This window comes from Actinomycetospora flava, from assembly GCF_037400335.1.
Classification (GTDB): domain Bacteria; phylum Actinomycetota; class Actinomycetes; order Mycobacteriales; family Pseudonocardiaceae; genus Actinomycetospora; species Actinomycetospora flava.
The window spans coordinates 312853-330734 of sequence record NZ_JBBEGM010000003.1 but is presented as its reverse complement, the minus strand read 5'-3'; the positions used below and the strand labels follow the sequence as shown (position 1 = coordinate 330734).

Sequence of the window (17882 nt, the reverse complement as noted above, 5' to 3'; positions counted from 1 at the left end):
GACCGAAAGGGCCCTTCGGTCGGAACACCGAGGCGCGCTCAGGCCACCGCGTCCGTCGGGGCCGCGGACACCGCCGGGAGGTGCACGACCTGCGCCGCGAACGTGAGCCCCGCCCCGAACCCCATGAGCAGCGCGCCGTCGCCCGGCTCCGCGCGGCCCGCCACGAGGAGGCCGTGCATGGCCAGGGGCACCGAGGCGGCCGAGGTGTTGCCGGTGTCGACGACGTTGTCGGCCACCGTCACGTGCTCGGGAAGCGCCAGGGCGCGGACGAGCGCGTCGGTGATCCGGGCGTTGGCCTGGTGCGGGACGAACGCCGCGAGCTGCTCGACCTTGACCCCGGCGAGCTCCATCGCCTCCTGGGCGAGCGGGACCATGCGGCTCGTCGCCCACCGGAAGACCGCGGGCCCCTGCATCCGCAGGCCGGGGAACTCGCCGGACGTCCCCGCGTCGCGCCACGTCGGCGACTGCACGATGAGGTCGGCCTGCGAGCCGTCGGCACCCCACGCCACGGGCCCGATGCCCGGCTCGTCGGCGCGGCCGACGACCACGGCGCCCGCGCCGTCGCCGAAGATGAACGCGGTGGAGCGGTCGGCCGGGTCGACGATGTCGCTCATGCGCTCGGCGCCGACGACGAGCACGTGGTCCGCGGTGCCGGACGCGATCAGCGAGGCCGCGAGCTCCAGGCAGTAGCAGAAGCCGGCGCACGCCGCGCCGACGTCCATGGCGGGGCCGTTCACCGCGCCGACGGCGTGCGCGACCTGCGTCGCCACCTGCGGCGAGGTGGCCGTGTGCGACATGGTCGCCACCAGCGTCACGTCGACGGCGGCGGCGTCCACGCCCGCGGCGGCCAGCGCGTCCCGCCCGGCCGCGGCGGACATCGTCACCAACGACTCGTCCTCCCCCGCGAACCGGCGCGAGCGGATGCCGGACCGGGCGAGCACCCAGTCCGGGTCGACCTCGAGCAGGCGGCAGACCTCGTCGTTGCCGACCTCCCGGCGTGGCCGGTAGGCGCCGAGCCCGAGCATGCGAGCGCCGCGCGCGGTGTTCCGGGAGATCATGGGGATGGCGTCCTCCGAACCAGGTGGTCGTCATCGACCACCGTGACCCCGAGGTCCGGTTACTAGGAAGTCCTACCAGTTGGTACGTGGATCGCCTCACAGTCGCCCCGGCGATCTCCTCCCTGAGGGGGAGACCGTCGCCCCGGATCCTCCCGGCGACCGACGTCGCCGCACCGGTCGGGCCGTCACAGTAGGTGTCGGGTGAGCGGTTGACCGTGCCGTAGCGGCATGGTGTCGACTGCTCCCCAGCAGTCGCAGTCAATCGATCGCCGGACGACGGGTGGAGCAGGACATGAGTGGCGCGGGCACCGGCACGGACCGGGACGACCTCACCGGACCGGCCGACGACGCAGCGACTCCCGCACCCGCCGAGGGCGCCGCCCCGGCGCGGCGGAAGCGCTTCCGCTGGCGCACCAAGGACTACACGCCCGAGGAGATGGAGGAGGCCAGGGAGCAGCTGCGCAAGGTCAAGCCCTGGGACGGGCCGATGACGCGGGCCGACAAGTTCATCGTCTTCGCGACGCTGGGCATCGTCGTGTTCAACCTGGCGTCGATGCCCTTCCGGCCGCTCCTGCTCGCCTCGTACCCGACCGGGCTGGCCGCCGTCACCGGCAGCCTCTCGGCGGTCGGCGCGGGCGCCGCGTTCGCCGCCATCGGGCAGGGCCAGCTGTGGCTGGTGATCGCCGCGGGCGTGTTCGGGATGATCAAGTTCGACTGGCTGTTCTGGCTGGCCGGGCGCCGGTGGGGCGCGAAGATCATCGAGATGTGGGCGCCCGGCGACGTCGCGAAGCGGTTCGTGGCGTGGGTGCAGAACGCCCCGCGCTGGGTGCTCGCGTTCGCCGTCGTCCTCTCGGCGCTGCCGGGCATCCCCGCGCCCGCGGTGTTCGCGCTGGCCGGCATGGGGCGGATGCGCCTGGTCCCCTTCCTCATCCTCGACGCGATCGGCGCGGCGCTCGTCGCGGGCCTGGTCGCGGGCCTCGGCTACGGGGTCGGGCAGCACGCCGTCGACTTCGTGCTGATGATCGACAAGTACGCGCTCTGGATCACCCTGACCCTCGTCGTGGTCGTGTCGGTCCGGGCGAGCATGAAGGCGCAGAAGGAGCAGAAGGCCAAGCGGGCCGAGAAGGCCGAGCGAGCCGAGCAGGCCGAGACCGCGGGGAGCGCCGAGTAGAACTCACGCCCCACGGGTGAGGCGCCGGGCGCGGCGCGGGCGAATCCTCGGGTCCGACCCGGGGAGGTGTCGGCCGTGCTCGACGATCGCGAACGAGGACAGCTCGAGGAGATCGAGAGGGCACTGCTCGGGGACGCGGAGCTGCAACGGCGGCTCCGGGCGCCCGGAGCGCGTCTGCGCCGGAGGTTCGAGACGCCGGCGCTCGTGGTGCTCGTCGCGTTCCTCGCGGTCGCGGCGTTCGGCCTGCTGGTGCTCGGCCTGCCGCTGCAGGCGATGGTCGTCGTCGGCGTGGGGATCTGGCCGTGGTCGGTGCTGCGCCGGCGCTGGCGGGCGCGACGCCGACCTCAGGCCGGCGACTGATCCAGCGACTGATCCAGCAGGGCGACCAGCTCGTCGGCCCCGGCGAGGTGGTGGTCGAACCGGTCGGCCGGACCCGGCGGGTCGGCGCCGGGCCGGTCGAGGAAGGCGGTCCGCATCCCGGCCGCCTGCGCCCCGCGCAGGTCCCAGGCGTGCGCGGCGACCATGAGGATCCGCTCGGGTGGGCGACCGACGCGCTCGATCGCCAGCCGGTACACCGCCGGGTCGGGCTTGTAGCTGCGGACGGCCTCGGTGGACAGCGCCGTGTGCCAGCGCAGCCCGGCGTGCGCGCAGAGCCGCACCAGGGTCGTGTGGTCGGCGTTCGACAGCGCGAGCACCTCGTACCGCGCGGCGAGACGCTCGAGGAGCTCGGCGGTGTCGGGCCAGGCGTGCAGGCGTCCGGTGACGCCGGCGAGGGCGTCGAGGTCCCCCTCGCCCACGACCACGCCCGCCGCCTCGCGGTCGAGCACGTCGGCCGGGACGTACTCGCGCTCGCCGGCGACGACACGGCGGTGCTCGGCGGCCACGTACCCCTGCCATCCCGCGACGGCGGCCGCGACATCCGGCACCAGGCCGCGGATCGCGTCCCGCAGACCCGCCTCCTGGTCCACGAGCGTGCCGAGGACGTCGAACACGACGGTGTCGACGGTCATCACGGGACCTCCTGGTGCTGCGTCACCGGTTCGGGAGGTGATGGTGGACGAGGACTCCGTCACCGGTCAAGATGGTGACGTGGAGTTCGCGTTCGTCAGCGGCAACCTCGCGCTCGACCTCGCGGGGACCCTGCGGTGGCGGCGCACCGAGCCCGAGGAGCAGCTGGTCGACCCGGCGGCGCTGCAGGCGTGGCTGACGGCCTCGGGCGCGGTGTCGGAGCCGGTGCGCGTCGACGCCGCGGCGCTGGCGAGCGCCCGACGGCTGCGCGAGGCGGCCTACCGGCTGGCGTGCGACCGGCTCGAGGCCCGCGCGTTCGACCCGGAGAGCCTGGCGATCGTCAACGAGGCGTCGGCCGGGCCGGCGACGGCGATCACCCTCGGCGCGGAGGGCCGGGCGATCCGCCGGGGGGACGTGCGCGCCGCCCTCGGCGACGTGGCGCGCTCGGTGATCACGGTGCTGACCGACCCGTCGGGGCCGCCGCTCAAGGAGTGCGGGCGGGAGGCCTGCACCCGGCTCTACCTCGACCGCTCCCGCGGCGCCCGCCGGACCTGGTGCGGCATGGACGAGTGCGGCAACCGCGTCAAGGCCGCGGCGTACCGTGCCCGTCGCCGGTCGGCGGGGGGCGCACCGAGCTGAGCGCCATGGCGATGAAGTCCTCGCCCAGGTCCTGCAGGGTCCGCGCGCCGTCGGGCCGGTACCACCGGTGCATCCAGTTGAACATCCCGATGATGCCCAGCACCGCCACGGCGGGGTCGATGTCCGTGCGGAAGCCGCCCTCCTGCACCCCCGAGCGGATGATCTCGGCGAAGGCGCGGCCCGACCGGTCGGCGTTGTCGCGGATGCGGTCGGCCTCCGGGCCGGACATCACCTCGTGCACGTTCTCGGCGAGGAACACGAACAGCTCGGGCAGCTCGGCCATCGTGCGCACGTACTCGCGCAGCGACGACTCGAGGCGCTGCGGCGCGGGCTCGGGCAGCGCGGCCACCTCGTCGACGCGCTCGCGCAGCGTCTCGAGCGGGCGGTACAGGAGGCCGACGAGCAGCTCCTCCTTGGTGCCGACGTAGTAGTAGAGCGTCGCGCGGTTGACGCCGACCTCGACGGCCACGTCCTCCAGGGTCGCCGGGCTGTAGCCCAGCCGCTGGAAGACCCGGGCCGCGCCCGCGAGGATCTCGGCCCAGCGCTCGTCGGACCGGCGACCGCTCGCCTGCCGGCGCTCCAGCCGGCGCCGCGCGATGTCACTGTCCGGGGCGTCCGGCGCGGCGCGGCGCCGGCGTGACGCGGACACGGGCGATCGCACTCCCTCGGCTGCGGACGGGCCCGGGAGCACCCCGGGCCTCGCGCCGGTCACCCTAACTCCCACACCCGCTCGGACGAGCCGACCGACCCGGCGTGCAGCGGGAGCGGGTCGACGCCGAGGTCGAAGGCCACCAGCCGGCCGGTCAGCGCCTCGGTGACGTAGAGCCGGCCGTCGCCGCCGACGCAGCAGTTGGTCGGCTGGGTCCCCTCCCCCGTCACCAGCGTGTCGACGAGCTCGCCGCCGGCGAACACGAACACCGCCTGCCCGACGCTTCCGCAGACGTAGAGACGCCCGGCGGCGTCGAAGCAGAGGCCGTCGGGCATCCCGCCCGGTAGCTTGACCAGCCGCTCCGGGGTCCCGAACACGCCGGCCTCGACGTCGACGACGAGGACCCGGCGCGTCAGCGACTGCGCCAGGTACAGGCGCCCGTCCGGGCCGAACGCGAGCCCGTTGGGCATCGCGGGGACCTCGAGCGCACCCAGCACCTCGCCGTCCGCCCCGAGCGCGACGACCCGGCCGGGGCCGACGTCGGGGAGGTCCTCCCAGTTGGCGCTGTCGGTGACGTAGAGCGTGCCGTCCGGCCCGAAGCACAGGTCGTTGGGCCGGTGCGGCGCCGGCCCCGGCAGGTCGGCGCTCACCGTGGTCACGGTCCCGTCGACGTCCACGCGCTGCACGCACCCGGGCAGCTGGCGCGGCGCGCGCCAGAACCCCCGGCCCGCCGCGGACAGCCCGCCGTTGTTCGCGACGTAGAGCTCCCCGTCGGCGCCGAGCACGCTGCCGTTGGGCGCCCCGCCGCAGTCGCCGAGCACGCGGACGTCCCCGCCCGGCGAGACCGCGGCGACCGCCTCGCCCTGCATCTCGGCCACGGCCACCGAGCCGTCGGCCCGCCAGGTCGGCCCTTCCGGGAAGCGCAGACCCTCAGCGACGATCGATGCTCCGCTCATGTCGCCCGACGCTAGGACTTCCGAGCGGCGAGCGTCAACGTTTATGCTGACGACCGCCACTCACCTCGACGACAGGGGTCAGGCCATGACCGACGGCACCGCCGCCGATCCGCCGCCGGAGCTGGACGGTCCGGACGGCGCCCCGCTCGCGCGCGAGCTGATGCGGCGCATGCAGCGCGTCCGCCTCTTCGAGGAGGCGACGATCGCGCTGTTCCGCGCGGGCGAGCTGCCGGCCATGGTGCACCTCTCGATCGGCCAGGAGGCCGCGGTCGTCGGGGCCTGCCTGGCCACCCGGACCTCGGACTACATGACCGGCAACCACCGCTCCCACGGCCACCCCATCGCCAAGGGCGCGCGGCTCGACGCCCTGATGGCCGAGCTGCTGGGCAAGGCGACCGGGGTCTGCGGCGGCAAGGGCGGCAGCATGCACCTCGCCGACTTCTCGGTCGGCAGCCTCGGCGAGTCGGGCATCGTCGGCTCCGCCATCCCGGTCGCGACCGGCGCGGGACTGGCCGCGCAGGTCCGCGGCACCGGGCAGGTCGCGCTGTGCTTCTTCGGCGACGGCGCGGCCAGCGAGGGCGTGCTGCACGAGTCGATGAACATGGCCGGTCTCTGGGACCTGCCCGTCGTCTACTTCTGCGAGAACAACGGCTACGCGGTCAGCGTCACCACCGAGGAGTCGCTGTCGGTGCCCGACGTGGCGATGCGCGCCGCGGGCTACGGGATGCCGGGCGTGACCGTCGACGGGCAGGACGTGCTCGCGGTGTACCGCGCGACCCGCGAGGCGGTCGAGCGCGCGCGGCGCGGTGAGGGCCCGAGCCTGGTCGAGGCGAAGACCTACCGGTTCCACGAGCACGCCTACGGGCTGGTCCTGCCCCGGCCCTACCGCGACCAGGCGGTGGTCGACAGCTGGTTCGACACCGTCGACCCGATCACCCTGTTCCATGACCGCCTGCTCGCCGACGGCGTGCTCACCGCCGGGGAGCTGCAGGCGTTGCGCGACGAGGTCGCCGCCGAGGTCGAGGCGGCCGTCGAGTTCGCGCGCCGCTCGCCCTACCCGCCGCCGGAGGCCGCGTGGACCGACGTCTACGCGCCCGGCCACGACCCGCAGGAGGTGTCCGCGTGAGCGCCCCCGCCGCCCGCCGCAAGCCCGTCCGCGCCCAGCAGCTCGGCTTCCTGCAGGCGATCAACCGGGCCCAGCACGAGGAGATGGCACGCGACGGGAGCGTCGTGCTGATGGGCCAGGACCTCCGGGCCAACGTCTTCGGGGCCGCCGCGGGCGCGCTCGAGGCGTTCGGGCCGAGCCGCGTGCGGGACCTCCCGCTCGCCGAGGCCGGGTCGATCGGCGTCGCCGCCGGCGCGGCGATGGCGGGCCTGCGCCCGATCGTCGACCTGACCGTCGCGAGCTTCGTGTTCGGCGCGATGGACCAGTTCGTCTCGCAGCTGGCGAAGGCGCGCTACATGTTCGGCGGCCAGGCCACGCTGCCGGTCGTGGTGCGCGCGGCGCTCTACTACCAGGGCGGCACGGCGGGCCACCACGCCGACCGCCCGTACCCGATGTTCATGAACGTGCCCGGGCTGAAGATCATCGTGCCGTCCACCGCGCCGGACCTGCTCGGGCTGCTGAAGTCCGCGGTCCGCGAGGACAACCCCGTGCTGTGCTTCGAGGACGCGAACCTGTGGGGCCGCAAGGGCCGCGGGCCCGCGGTGCCCGAGGACGCCGAGCACCTGGTGCCGCTGGGCTCCGCCGCCGTCCGGCGGCCGGGTTCGGACGTCACGATCGTCGGGATCGGGCTCGGCAGCTGGCTGGCGAAGCAGGCGGCCGAGGAGCTCGCGGCCGACGGCGTCGACGCCGAGGTGATCGACCCGCGCACGCTGGTCCCGATGGACTGGCCGACGATCCTCGCCTCGGTGCGCCGCACCGGGCGCTGCGTGGTCGTCGACCCGGCGAACCGGACCTGCAGCGCGGCGAGCGAGATCGCGGCGCGCGTGGTGGAGGACTGCTTCGACGCCCTGCGCGGTCCGGTCGTGCGCGTCACCACCGACGACACCCACGTGCCCTTCAGCCCGGCGCTGGAGAAGCAGATCTACCCGACGCAGGCCAAGGTCGTCGCCGCCGTGCGGCGCGCGCTGGCCTGACACCCCGAGGAGGCGCAGGACCCATGGCGCGGCACGAGGTACGGCTCCCCCAGCTCTCCATGGGGATGAGCGACGCCGAGATCATCGACTGGTACGTCGAGGACGGCGAGGAGGTCGCGGCGGACGCCGACCTGGTCGAGATCGAGGCCGAGAAGGCCCGCCAGATGATCGTCGCGCCGCACGCGGGCGTCGTCCGCGACCTGCAGGGCGACAGCGGCGACGTGGTGGACGTCCGCGGGTTGCTCTGCGTGATCGAGAGCTAGGAGGACTCCCGCAGCACGCGCTTGAGCACCTTGCCGCTCGCGTTGCGGGGCAGGTCCTCGTGCACCACGAACAGCGCGGGGACCTTGTAGCCGGCCAGGTGCGCCCGGCAGTGCTCGCGCACGGCGGCCTCGTCGAGGTCCGCGCCGGGCTCGAGCACCACGTGGGCCCGGACCGTCTCGCCCCAGTGCGGATCCGGGGCACCCACCACGGCCGCGTCCCGGACCGCGCGGTGGGCGACGAGGACGTCCTCGATCTCCACGGGGTAGATGTTCTCGCCACCCCGGATGATCATGTCCTTCTTGCGGCCCTCCAGGTAGAGGTAGCCCTCCCCGTCGCGGCGGGCCATGTCCCCGGAGCGGAACCACCCGTCGCGCAGGACCTCCGCGGTCGCCTCCGGTGCGTCGAGGTAGCCGTCCATCACGGCGTCGGCGCGGGTGGTGATCTCGCCGACCTCGCCGTCCGGCACGGCCCGCCACTCGTCGCAGAGCCGCAGGTCGACGCCGAACGCGGGCTTCCCGATCGAGCCGAGCAGGTGCTCGTGCCCGGCGGCCGCCCGCCGGTGGTCCTCGGGGCCGAGGATCGTCTGGATGCCCGCCTCCGTCCCGGCGCCGAACGCGTTGACGAAGTCGCAGCCGAAGCGGTCCATGGCCCGCCGCAGCAGCGCCGGCGACATCGGGGAGCCGCCGTAGACGATGGTCCGCAGGTCCGGGAACTCCGACGCCGCCACGAGCGGGTCGGCGAGCAACGTGTCGATCATGGTCGGCACCAGGAACACCTGGGTGAGCCCGCCGGAGGCCATCCACCGCGCCACCGTCGGCGGGTCGAACTGCGGGAGCACCAGCGAGGTGTAGCCGCGGGCGATGCCGCTGAGCAGCCAGTACATGCCCGCGATGTGGAAGTACGGCGCGGCGGAGTAGTGGAATGTCTCGCGCGTCAGGCCGGCCGACACCACCGTGGTCGCGGCGAGGTGCTTGCCGAACCGCTGGGAGTGCACGGCGGCCTTGGGGGTCCCCGTCGTCCCGCTGGTGAAGGCGAGGCAGACGGGGTCGGTGTCGTCGACGGCGACGTCGGGGTCGACGTCGTCGCCCTGCTCGACGAGCTCCTCGTAGGACACGTCCCCGGCACCCGCGTCGTAGCCGACGGTGGGGAGGCCGGGGAGGTCGACCAGGTCCGCGTACCGGCCGCCGAGGAACAGGACCTTCGGCGCCGCCCGGCGCAGCACGGCCGCCAGCTCCGGCGCCGCGAGGCGGAAGTTCAGCGGCACGAACACCGCGCCGAGCTTCAGGCAGGCGAGCAGCGTCTCGACGTACTCGGGCGAGTCGGTGGCGAACAGCGCCACGCGGTCGCCCTTCACCACGCCCCGGCGCGCCAGCTGCGTCGCCACCCGGTTCACCCGCGCGTCGACCTCGGCGAAGGTCCGGTGCCCGGTCCCGGTGACGAAGCACCGCGCGTGCGGGACGTCCCGGGCCTGGACGCGGATCCAGTCCGCCATCCGCAGGTTCGCCGGCATGCGCGTCAGGCCGGGGTGACGTCGGGGTCGGCGACCGCCGGCGTCGGGGCCGGCTCGGCGGCGGTCGCCGTGTCCCGCATCGTCGCGGCGATCGCCACCCCGACCGCGGCGACGACGAGCAGCAGGACCGCCGGGGCGAAGCGGCTCCCCGTCACCTCGGCGCTCAGCGCGGAGAGGTAGGGCCCGAACCCGGCGCCGAGGGCCCCGCCGAGCCCGTAGCCGAGCGCCGCGCCGGTGTAGCGCACGCGGGTCGGGAACGAGGCGGTGAAGGACGCGAAGGCCGGGACGGCGACCGCCCCGCCGATGCAGACGAAGGCGATGAAGCCGATCACGCCGAGCGCGCCCGCACCGCCCTCCGCACCGACCGCGGACATCATCGGGAACACCACGACGGCGGCGAGCACGAGCAGCACGATCTGCACCCGCTGCCGGCCCCAGCGGTCGACGAGCTTGCCGGTGAGCAGCATGCAGGGCATGGCGCTGAGCATGCCCACCGACGCGAAGCGCGCGGCCTCGCCGGGGGCCAGCCCGCCCGCGGTCTGCAGGTAGATCGGCAGGTAGGCGGACGCGAAGTACCCGATGAACAGCACCGACGCGGCGAGCACGACGACCCGGCCGAGGGCGAGCGGGTGCTGCCGGACGATGTCGCGGACCGGGGTCTTCGACGACGTCTCCTCGCGCGCGGCGTTGCGCTTGAACTCCGGGGAGTCGTCGAGCCGGGTGCGCAGGACGAGCACCAGCACGGTCAGCGGCAGCGAGAGCAGCAGCGGGATGCGCCAGCCCCAGGCGCCCATGACGTCGTCGGCGATGACCAGCGTGACCACACCGACGACGGCCGGGGCCAGCGCCGCGCCGAGGGCGTTGCCCAGCGGCGTGATGGAGGCGAGGAAACCGTAGTTGCGCCGGGTGCCGTGCTCGGTCACGAACGTCGCCGAGCCCATCAGCTCGCCGCCCGCCGAGAAGCCCTGCACGAGGCGCAGGAGCACCAGCAGGACGGGCGCGAGGACGCCGATGGTCGCGTAGGTCGGCAGCAGACCGATGACGAACGTCGCCGTCCCCATCGTCACCACCGTGGCGATGAGGGTGAAGCGCCGCCCGCGCCGGTCGCCGAGGCGCCCGAAGAACAGCCCGCCCACCGGCCGCGCGAGGAAGCCGGCGCCGAGGGCGAGCAGCGCGGCCAGCACGCCGGTCGCCGGGTTGTCGGCCGGGAAGAACAGCGGCGCCGTGAACACCACCAGGTAGGTGTAGATGGCGAAGTCGTACGCCTCGATCATCGTCCCGAGCATCCCGGCGGTCCCCGCCCGGCGCGCTGACTGGTGGCTCTGCGGAGCCGGTGCCTCGGCAGTCGACATGGCGCTCTTCTCTCGTCAACAACAACGTAGACGTTGAAACTGTGGCGGGAAGTCAAGGTCAAGTCAAGAACGGATACGGCGTCTACGTTGACGTTGACTACGGCGTCGCGAGTCTGCGACCTTGCGGTCGGAGCGCCGAGGTGAGGAGTGCCGGCATGGCGGACGAGCAGGGGTTCGAGGCGATGGACTTCGTCGCCTCCGCGGGCGTCGATCTCGACGGCGTCGACCTCGAGGCGCTCGGGCGCCGGTACCGCGAGGAGCGGGCCCGGCGCGTCGACGACGACCGGGCTGCCTTCGTCGACCTCAGCGGCGACCGGGCGCGCTACGCCGCCGACCCCTTCTCCGCGCCCGAGCCGCGCGCGCCCGTCGCGGACACGGTCGAGCTGGTCGTCGTCGGGGCGGGGTTCGGGGGCCTGCTCACCGCGATCCGGTTCCGCGAGGTGGGCTTCACCCGCATCCGGCTGATCGACACCGCCGGCGACGTCGGCGGGGTCTGGTACTGGAACCGCTACCCGGGCGCCATGTGCGACGTCGACTCCCTGACCTACCTCCCGCTGCTCGAGGAGACGGGCTACGTGCCCCGCGACCGGTACGCGGGCTCCTCCGAGATCCGCGCGTACGCCCGGCGACTGGCCGCGTCCCACGGCCTCGACGACCTCGCGCTGTTCCACACCACCGTGACCGGGCTGCGGTGGGACGAGGACACCGCGCACTGGGTGACCACCACCGACCGGGGCGACGAGATCGCCTCGCCGTTCGTGATGATCGCCGACGGCAACTTCAACCGCGTGCGCATCCCGGCGATCCCCGGTCTCGGGGACTTCCGCGGGCACTCGTTCCACACCAGCCGGTGGGACCACGCCTACACCGGCCCCGACCTCGGCGGGCTCGCCCGCAAGCGCGTCGGCGTCATCGGCACCGGGGCCACCGCGGCCCAGGTCGTGCCGCCGCTGGCGCGCGCCGCCGGGCACCTCGTCGTCTTCCAGCGCACGCCGTCGACGGTCGGCGTCCGCGCCAACCGCCCCCTCGACCCGGACGCCCTCGCGGGCCTGGAGCCGGGGTGGCAGCGGGAGCGGATCCGGAACTTCACCGCCATCGTGTCCGGCCGGCGCCAGCCCGTGGACCTCGTCCGCGACGGCTGGACCGACTACCACCAGGCGGCCCCGGTCCCCCGCGACGACGAGGACGCCGCGGCCGCCGCGCGGCGGGGCAACCTGCTGCACATGGAGGCGCTGCGGGCCCGCGTCGACGCCGCGGTCCACGATCCCGTCACCGCCGAGGCGCTCAAGCCCTGGTACGCGTACTTCTGCACCCGCCCGGTGTTCCACGACGAGTACCTCGCCACCTTCAACCGGCCCGACACGACGCTGGTCGACACCGGCGGGCAGGGCATCGAGCGCTTCTCCGAGGCCGGGGTCGTCGTCGACGGCGTCGAGCACCCGCTGGACTGCCTCGTGTTCGCGACCGGCTTCACCTACGGCACGCCCTACACCGAGAAGACCGGGTTCGACATCATGGGGCGGGACGGGCTGCGGATCTCGGAGAAGTACGCGACGCGGTTCTCGACCCTGCACGGGCTCATGAGCCGCGGCTTCCCGAACCTGTTCATGATCCCGGGCGGGAACATGCAGTCCTCCGTGACGCTCAACGTGCTCTACACGCTCGACGAGAACGCGCTGCACGCGGCGGGCGTCGCGGCCCGCACGCGCGAGCTCGGGGCGCGCTGCTTCGACGTCGAGGCCGACGCGGAGGAGAAGTGGGTCGCGGAGTGCGTCGCGCACGCCCGGGACAACGCCGAGTTCCTCGAGTCGTGCACGCCGAACCGCTTCAACGCCGAGGGCGACCTGTCCCGGCGGGCCCTGGCCTCGTCGAACCATCCCCTGCCGGTGCTCGAGTTCTTCGACCTCCTGCGGGCGTGGCGCGACGAGGGCTCCCTGCCGGGCCTGGAGCTCGGCTGAGCCGGGACCGCCTCAGGCCACCTCGGCCGCGCTCCCCCGCCGGGGCTCGACCACGTAGTCGTCGAGCCCCGAGGCGCGCATGAAGTGGTGGAAGTCGACGTTGCGGAACGGGCTGTTGACGGTGACCCGGCCCCGCGCGTTGCGGTAGTAGGTCGACATCCCGGGATGGGTCCACACCATCGACGCGTGGGCCGCGTCCACCTCGGCGTTGTAGGCGTCGTGGACGTCGCGGCGGCACTCGATGCTCCCGGCGCCCGCGCGGAACATCTCCTCGAGCATCCGGCGCACGTAGCCGGTCTGCTGCTCGAGGACCACGATGAAGCTCCCGCCGTGGCCGGGCTGGAGGTTCGGGCCGTAGAGGCAGAAGAAGTTCGGCAGGTCGGGCACGACCGTGCCCAGGTAGGCCTGGGCGTCGTCGTCGTCCCAGATCTCGCGGATCGTGCGGCCCGAGCGGCCGCGGACCTCCATCGAGCCCAGGAAGCGCACCACGTCGAAGCCGGTCGCGGCGACCAGCACGTCGACCTCGCGCTCGACGCCGTCGCCCGCGACGACCGCGTGGGGGCGCACCTCCGCGGCGCCGTCCGCCGCGAGCGTGACGTCGTCGCGGCGCAGCGCGCGGTACCAGCCGTTGTCGAACAGCATCCGCTTGCCGTACGGCGGGTAGGTCGGCAGGACCTTCGGCAGCAGGTCCTGCCGGTCGCCGAGCTCGCCCTCGATGTACCGGGTGAAGAACTCGCGGTGGCGGTCGTTGACCTCGTTGAGCGACCGCTCCGGGTGGGGCCACGCGGGGTCGCGCTGCAGCGTCGGGTGGAGCTTGTCGTTGAAGTTCCAGAACAGCCGCAGCCGGTACCACAGGCGGTAGAGCGGGACGGTCGTCAGCAGCCACCGCAGCGGGTCCGGCACGGGCGTCTGGAACTTCTCGAACGGCACGATCCACTGCGGCGAGCGCTGGTAGACGTGGACCTCCGCGGCGTCGCGCACGATCGCCGGCACCACCTGCATCGCGCTCGCCCCGTTGCCGATCACGGCCACGCGCTTGCCGGTGACGTCGAGGTCCTCGGGCCAGTCCCCGGTGTGCGCGCGCTCGCCGGCGAAGGTGTCGAGCCCGGGGACGTCCGGCCACACCGGGCGGGCGAACGCGCCGACCGCGCTGATCAGGACGTCGGCGCGCAGGGTCCGCGCCGCGCCGTCCGCGCCCCGCACGTCGACCTCCCAGGACTGCGCGGGCTCGTCCCACTGTGCGGCGAGCACCTCGGTGCGCAGCCGGACGCGGGGGCGGACGCCGAGATCGGTGGCGGCCGACTCGAAGTAGTCGTGGAGGGTGTCGCGCAGCGAGAAGTACGCCGGCCAGTCGTAGGTGTCGTAGAACGAGTAGCTGTAGAGGTGGCTCGGGGTGTCGACCCCGCAGCCCGGGTACCGGTTGCGCCACCACGTGCCACCGACCGCGTCGGCCTTCTCGAGGATCGTGTACTCGACCCCCAGCCGGGCCAGCTCGACGCCGATCGCGATGCCCGAGGCCCCCGCCCCGACGACGATCGCGCGGAACCCCGGCGGCGGCACCGCGTCGGCGGGCGCCGGCCGGTCGGCGTCCTGCTCGGCCGGGAGCCCGAAGACCTGGCGCAGCATCGGCCCGTACTCGGCGGGGACGTCCTGGGCCATCGACACCGACAGCATGCGCACGAGCAGGGCCTCGGAGGGCTCGGGGATCGCGGGCGGGCGCCCGCCGAGCCAGGCGGTGATCGCGTCCGCGGCGGCGTCGCGGATCTCCTGCTGCACCTCGGGCGGGAGCCCGGCGTCGTCGTGGTCGCTCATCCCGCGGGCGCGGGTGGGGCGGTAGGGCGCCTCGAGCCACCGCTCGTCCCCGCCGAGCTGCACGAGCATCGGGAGGAGCGAGGGGATGTTGGCGATCGCGACCGCCTCGTCGACCGGGGCGCCGGCATCCATGGGTCGTCCTTTCGTCGCCGACGGGCAGCGACCCGAGAGTATGCGTCAACGTTGACGCTGACAAGTCGGTCTCACGGGCGACGCCGCCGGGCCAGCACCGCCGCGAACTCGACGCCGTGCAGGGCCTGCTCCTCGAGGGCGAGGCCGTGGTCGAGGGCCCGCGCCGCCGCGTCCTTGAGGTGGAGGTTCAGCACCCGCTTGGTGCTCTGCAGGGCGAAGGGCGGCATCGCCGCTCACCGCCGGGCCAGGGCGGTCGCCGTGGCGAGCACCGCCGGGTCGTCGGCGACCTCGGTGGCCAGACCGACCGCGACGGCCTCCTCGGCGGTGAGTACCTCGGCGCCGAGGAGCAGGCGTTTCGCGCGGTTGACCCCGATGATCGCCGGCCAGAGCGCCGCGCTGCCGTTGCCCGCGGTCACCCCGCCGGCGACGTGCCGGTCGCCGAGGTGCGCGCGGCGGGCGACGACCGCGGCGTCGGCGAGCGTCGCGAGCACGGCACCCAGCCCGAGGGCGTCGCCGTTGACGGCTGCGACCACGGGTTTCTCGAGGTCGAGCAGGGTCTCGACGATCATCCGCGCCTCCTGCACGGGGGTGAGCCCGGTCAGCGTGGTGAAGGTCCGCGACGCGCTGCTGTCGCCCCCGCGGCAGAAGGTGTCGCCCGCCCCGGTGAGCACGACCGCACGGACCCGCTCGTCGGCGCGGGCGCGCACGAACAGCCGCGTCAGCTCCGAGTGCATCGCGTCGTCGACGGCGTTCCCGTGCTCCGGGCGGTCGAGCGTGAGCGTCGCGACGCCGTCGTCCACGGCCACCCGGATGCGACTGAACTCCTGCTGGTCGAGCACGGCGCTACTGCCGGCGGAGCTCACGCTTGAGCACCTTGCCCGCGGCGTTGCGCGGCAGGTCGTCGTGGACGACGAAGCGCGCCGGCACCTTGAAGCCCGCCAGCCGGGCCCGGCAGTGGGCCCGCACCTCGTCCTCGTCGAAGCGCGCGCCGGGACCGACGACGACGTGGGCGCGCACGACCTCGCCCCAGTGCTCGTCGGGGACGCCGACCACCGCGACCTCCCGGAGCGCCGGGTGCTCGCCGAGCACGTCCTCGATCTCGACGGGGTAGACGTTCTCCCCGCCCCGGATGATCATGTCCTTCTTGCGCCCGGCCAGGTACAGGTAGCCCTCGCCGTCGCGGCAGGCCAGGTCGCCGGTGCGGAGCCACCCGTCGGCGAGCACCTCGTCCGTCGCGTCGGGCTGCCCCAGGTAGCCGTCCATGGTGGCGTCGGCGCGGAAGACGAGCTCGCCGACCTCGCCGTCGGCGACCTCGCGCATGTCGTCGTCGCACACCCGCAGGTCCACCCCCGTCACGGCGCGCCCGATCGAGCCGAGCAGGTGCTCGTGGCCGTCGAGGGCGAGCCGGTGGTCCTCCGGGGTGAGGCTCGCGGAGCACCCGCCCTCGGTGCTGCCGAACATGTTGAGGAAGTCGCAGTCGAACACCGCCATGGCCCGGCGCAGCAGCGCCGGCGACATCGGCGACCCGCCGTAGCCGATCGACCGGACCGCCGAGAGGTCGCCGGTGCGCACGGCCTCCTGCTCGAGCAGCATCGCGATCATGGTGGGCACGAGGAAGACGTCCGAGAGCTCCCCCGACGCCATCCAGCGCGCCACCGTCGGCGGGTCGAAGGCGGGCAGGATCAGCGAGGCGTGGCCGCGCGCGATGCCGGCGAGCACGTAGTTCATCCCGCCGACGTGGAACAACGGCGAGGCCGTGTAGTGCACGGTCGTGCTCGTCATCCGCCGGTCGATCAGGCACTGCACGACGAGGTGCTTGACCATGCGCTGCGAGTGCACGACCCCCTTGGGCAGGGCCGTCGTCCCGCTGGTGAAGGCGAGGCACACGGTGTCCGCGTCGTCGATCTCGACGTCGATCTCGACGTCCGCGCCGCGCTCGAGCAGGTCGGCGTAGCTCCGGTCCCCCGCCGGCGCGTCGTAGCAGATCGTCGCCACCAGCCCGGGCACGTCGAGCGCCCGCGCCGCCTCGGCGTACCGGGCACTGAAGAACAGGACCTTCGCCTCCGCGGTCCGCAGCAGAGCCTGGAGCTCGGGCAGCGCCAGCCGGAAGTTCAGCGGGACGTAGACGGCGCCGAGCTTGAGGCACGCGAGCAGCGTCTCGACGTAGTCGGCGGAGTCGGTCGCGAACAGGGCGACGCGGTCGCCCTTGCTGACGCCGAGGCCGGCCAGCTCCCCGGCCACCCGGTTGACGCGGCCGTTCACCTCGGCGAACGTCCGCGCCCCGGTCCCGGTGACCAGGCAGGGCCGGTGCGGGACGTTCCGCGCGTGGATGCGGATCCAGTCGGCCATCCGCGAGTTCCGTTGCATCGCACCGACTCCGTCATCGCTGGCGTTGACGGATCGGAGCCTAGTGAGCGCGCGGGGAACGCGTCAACGCGCTCGCTGACGAGGTCGCGGGCAACGGCGAGGAGTGGGGCAGGTCGGGCTCGAACCGACGACCTGACGGATTATGAGTCCGCTGCTCTGACCAGCTGAGCTACTGCCCCCCGGGTGCCGTGCACTCCCGGCGGGCGTTCACGACCGGGCGAAGCGTACGACACCGGGTGGGTCGCCCCCGCGGTGCTCGGGACGAGATCCGGGTTTCGGGAGCGCATGTCCCGCTGAGCGGAGCGTCCGCCCCACGAATCCAGATCTTGCCCGGGGTCGTGACGGCTGAGTTACCCCCCGTGACGTCGCCGTGACCTCACCGAGATCTACCTGAGGGCAACCTGAGAGGCCCTTGACATGCACGGACGGCGTCGCGTGGTCACGAAGCCCCGCGACGCTTCGTGATGATCTCGTTACCGAGTCCCGAAATGGGCCGTTCTGAGTTGAATCGGCAGGCGAAGGACGGCGATGGTTCCGCCGTCCGGGTCAAACCTGGCGCGGACAGTCCCCGTCCTGATCGGGAAGGACCCCCATGAAGAAGAGCACGATGCGCCTCGCGTTCGCCGCCGTCGCCGTTCCCGCGGCCGTCACCGGCTTCGCCGCCCCGGCCGCCAACGCGGTCGAGCTCGCGCCGTACGCCCACCAGCTCGACAAGGACGTGGCGGCCACCGAGGCCGAGGTCGGCGCGGTCCTCGACGACCTGGGCCTCGAGGCCGCCGAGTAGGCAGCACGACCAGCACCACCAGCAGGACCAGCACGACAGCCGCTCCCCACAGCAGCTTCCGCGAGGGCCCGGGTCGACGCCGA

At 73.7% G+C, this 17882-nt stretch carries 18 protein-coding genes and 1 tRNA gene; 8 read left to right on the top strand and 11 right to left on the bottom strand.

Features of this window, described 5'->3' with window-relative positions; genetic code table 11:
- Positions 1–38: 38 nt before the first annotated feature.
- Positions 39–1058 (bottom strand): beta-ketoacyl-ACP synthase 3, encoded by a 1020-nt coding sequence (locus WCD58_RS11165; protein ID WP_337702665.1) that lies wholly within the window; start codon positions 1056–1058, stop codon positions 39–41.
- Between the two features lie 292 nt (positions 1059–1350).
- On the opposite strand from WCD58_RS11165, the gene WCD58_RS11160 reads away from it, so the two are divergent.
- A complete protein-coding gene (locus tag WCD58_RS11160) occupies positions 1351–2229 on the top strand; it encodes a DedA family protein (protein WP_337702663.1) in 879 nt (292 codons plus the stop codon).
- A 75-nt stretch (positions 2230–2304) separates the two neighbouring features.
- Complete coding sequence (locus WCD58_RS11155; protein WP_337702661.1) at positions 2305–2589, top strand: DUF3040 domain-containing protein; 285 nt, start codon at positions 2305–2307, stop codon at positions 2587–2589.
- Here the strand turns inward: WCD58_RS11155 and WCD58_RS11150 are convergent.
- Positions 2574–3239, bottom strand: coding sequence for a haloacid dehalogenase type II (locus WCD58_RS11150; RefSeq protein ID WP_337702659.1), 666 nt, complete (start codon positions 3237–3239; stop codon positions 2574–2576). The genes WCD58_RS11155 and WCD58_RS11150 overlap by 16 nt on opposite strands.
- A 79-nt stretch (positions 3240–3318) precedes the next feature.
- Between WCD58_RS11150 and WCD58_RS11145 the strand changes: the two genes are divergently transcribed.
- Positions 3319–3876: a CGNR zinc finger domain-containing protein gene (locus WCD58_RS11145; RefSeq protein WP_337702657.1), complete on the top strand. Its 558-nt coding sequence runs from the start codon at positions 3319–3321 to the stop codon at positions 3874–3876.
- Here the strand turns inward: WCD58_RS11145 and WCD58_RS11140 are convergent.
- Entirely contained in the window at positions 3821–4525 is a 705-nt protein-coding gene (locus WCD58_RS11140; protein WP_337702655.1) for a TetR/AcrR family transcriptional regulator, read from the bottom strand. The two genes, WCD58_RS11145 and WCD58_RS11140, sit on opposite strands and share 56 nt — an antisense overlap.
- 59 nt (positions 4526–4584) lie before the next feature.
- Positions 4585–5481: an SMP-30/gluconolactonase/LRE family protein gene (locus tag WCD58_RS11135; RefSeq protein WP_337702654.1), complete on the bottom strand. Its 897-nt coding sequence runs from the start codon at positions 5479–5481 to the stop codon at positions 4585–4587.
- An 85-nt stretch (positions 5482–5566) separates the two neighbouring features.
- On the opposite strand from WCD58_RS11135, the gene WCD58_RS11130 reads away from it, so the two are divergent.
- The 3 genes from WCD58_RS11130 to WCD58_RS11120 are packed head-to-tail and all read left to right on the top strand — an operon-like array spanning position 5567 to position 7883.
- Positions 5567–6607 carry a thiamine pyrophosphate-dependent dehydrogenase E1 component subunit alpha gene (locus WCD58_RS11130; protein ID WP_337702652.1) on the top strand — a complete coding sequence of 347 codons (1041 nt, stop codon included), beginning with the start codon at positions 5567–5569 and terminating at the stop codon, positions 6605–6607.
- The gene (locus WCD58_RS11125) at positions 6604–7620 is read left to right on the top strand and encodes an alpha-ketoacid dehydrogenase subunit beta (protein WP_337702650.1); all 1017 of its coding nucleotides are present in this window, start codon (positions 6604–6606) and stop codon (positions 7618–7620) included. The genes WCD58_RS11130 and WCD58_RS11125 overlap by 4 nt, the downstream gene beginning before the upstream one ends.
- Before the next feature lie 23 nt (positions 7621–7643).
- Positions 7644–7883 carry a biotin/lipoyl-containing protein gene (locus tag WCD58_RS11120; RefSeq protein WP_337702648.1) on the top strand — a complete coding sequence of 80 codons (240 nt, stop codon included), beginning with the start codon at positions 7644–7646 and terminating at the stop codon, positions 7881–7883.
- On the opposite strand, the gene WCD58_RS11115 is transcribed toward WCD58_RS11120, so the two are convergent.
- Together WCD58_RS11115 and WCD58_RS11110 are read right to left on the bottom strand one after the other, a co-directional pair.
- Entirely contained in the window at positions 7880–9394 is a 1515-nt protein-coding gene (locus WCD58_RS11115; RefSeq protein WP_337702646.1) for a class I adenylate-forming enzyme family protein, read from the bottom strand. The genes WCD58_RS11120 and WCD58_RS11115 overlap by 4 nt on opposite strands.
- Before the next feature lie 5 nt (positions 9395–9399).
- The gene (locus WCD58_RS11110) at positions 9400–10746 is read right to left on the bottom strand and encodes an MFS transporter (RefSeq protein WP_337702643.1); all 1347 of its coding nucleotides are present in this window, start codon (positions 10744–10746) and stop codon (positions 9400–9402) included.
- A gap of 155 nt (positions 10747–10901) precedes the next feature.
- Between WCD58_RS11110 and WCD58_RS11105 the strand changes: the two genes are divergently transcribed.
- A complete protein-coding gene (locus WCD58_RS11105) occupies positions 10902–12704 on the top strand; it encodes a flavin-containing monooxygenase (RefSeq protein ID WP_337702641.1) in 1803 nt (600 codons plus the stop codon).
- A 12-nt stretch (positions 12705–12716) separates the two neighbouring features.
- Here WCD58_RS11105 and WCD58_RS11100 read toward each other — a convergent pair whose 3' ends face one another.
- From WCD58_RS11100 to WCD58_RS11080, 5 genes are all read right to left on the bottom strand, one after another.
- Positions 12717–14648 (bottom strand): flavin-containing monooxygenase, encoded by a 1932-nt coding sequence (locus tag WCD58_RS11100; RefSeq protein WP_337702639.1) that lies wholly within the window; start codon positions 14646–14648, stop codon positions 12717–12719.
- A 71-nt stretch (positions 14649–14719) separates the two neighbouring features.
- The gene (locus WCD58_RS11095; protein WP_337702638.1) at positions 14720–14875 is read right to left on the bottom strand and encodes a hypothetical protein; all 156 of its coding nucleotides are present in this window, start codon (positions 14873–14875) and stop codon (positions 14720–14722) included.
- 6 nt (positions 14876–14881) lie between these two features.
- Positions 14882–15511 (bottom strand): enoyl-CoA hydratase/isomerase family protein, encoded by a 630-nt coding sequence (locus tag WCD58_RS11090; RefSeq protein ID WP_337702636.1) that lies wholly within the window; start codon positions 15509–15511, stop codon positions 14882–14884.
- A complete protein-coding gene (locus WCD58_RS11085; protein ID WP_337702634.1) occupies positions 15492–16997 on the bottom strand; it encodes a class I adenylate-forming enzyme family protein in 1506 nt (501 codons plus the stop codon). The genes WCD58_RS11090 and WCD58_RS11085 overlap by 20 nt, the downstream gene beginning before the upstream one ends.
- Positions 16998–17119: 122 nt before the next feature.
- Positions 17120–17194, bottom strand: a tRNA-Ile gene (locus WCD58_RS11080).
- A 413-nt stretch (positions 17195–17607) separates the two neighbouring features.
- Here WCD58_RS11080 and WCD58_RS11075 point away from each other — a divergent pair.
- Positions 17608–17799: a hypothetical protein gene (locus tag WCD58_RS11075; protein WP_133828170.1), complete on the top strand. Its 192-nt coding sequence runs from the start codon at positions 17608–17610 to the stop codon at positions 17797–17799.
- Positions 17800–17882 lie beyond the last annotated feature (83 nt).

What these genes read in the sequence shown, in the direction of transcription:
- WCD58_RS11165 (WP_337702665.1), bottom strand. Translation starts at nt 1,058, where the DNA reads ATGATCTCCCGGAACACCGCGCGCGGCGCTCGCATGCTCGGGCTCGGC.
- WCD58_RS11160 (WP_337702663.1), top strand. Translation starts at nt 1,351, where the DNA reads ATGAGTGGCGCGGGCACCGGCACGGACCGGGACGACCTCACCGGACCG.
- WCD58_RS11150 (WP_337702659.1), bottom strand. Translation starts at nt 3,239, where the DNA reads ATGACCGTCGACACCGTCGTGTTCGACGTCCTCGGCACGCTCGTGGAC.
- WCD58_RS11135 (WP_337702654.1), bottom strand. Translation starts at nt 5,481, where the DNA reads ATGAGCGGAGCATCGATCGTCGCTGAGGGTCTGCGCTTCCCGGAAGGG.
- WCD58_RS11130 (WP_337702652.1), top strand. Translation starts at nt 5,567, where the DNA reads ATGACCGACGGCACCGCCGCCGATCCGCCGCCGGAGCTGGACGGTCCG.
- WCD58_RS11120 (WP_337702648.1), top strand. Translation starts at nt 7,644, where the DNA reads ATGGCGCGGCACGAGGTACGGCTCCCCCAGCTCTCCATGGGGATGAGC.
- WCD58_RS11115 (WP_337702646.1), bottom strand. Translation starts at nt 9,394, where the DNA reads ATGCCGGCGAACCTGCGGATGGCGGACTGGATCCGCGTCCAGGCCCGG.
- WCD58_RS11110 (WP_337702643.1), bottom strand. Translation starts at nt 10,746, where the DNA reads ATGTCGACTGCCGAGGCACCGGCTCCGCAGAGCCACCAGTCAGCGCGC.
- WCD58_RS11105 (WP_337702641.1), top strand. Translation starts at nt 10,902, where the DNA reads ATGGCGGACGAGCAGGGGTTCGAGGCGATGGACTTCGTCGCCTCCGCG.
- WCD58_RS11100 (WP_337702639.1), bottom strand. Translation starts at nt 14,648, where the DNA reads ATGGATGCCGGCGCCCCGGTCGACGAGGCGGTCGCGATCGCCAACATC.
- WCD58_RS11095 (WP_337702638.1), bottom strand. Translation starts at nt 14,875, where the DNA reads ATGCCGCCCTTCGCCCTGCAGAGCACCAAGCGGGTGCTGAACCTCCAC.
- WCD58_RS11085 (WP_337702634.1), bottom strand. Translation starts at nt 16,997, where the DNA reads ATGGCCGACTGGATCCGCATCCACGCGCGGAACGTCCCGCACCGGCCC.
- WCD58_RS11075 (WP_133828170.1), top strand. Translation starts at nt 17,608, where the DNA reads ATGAAGAAGAGCACGATGCGCCTCGCGTTCGCCGCCGTCGCCGTTCCC.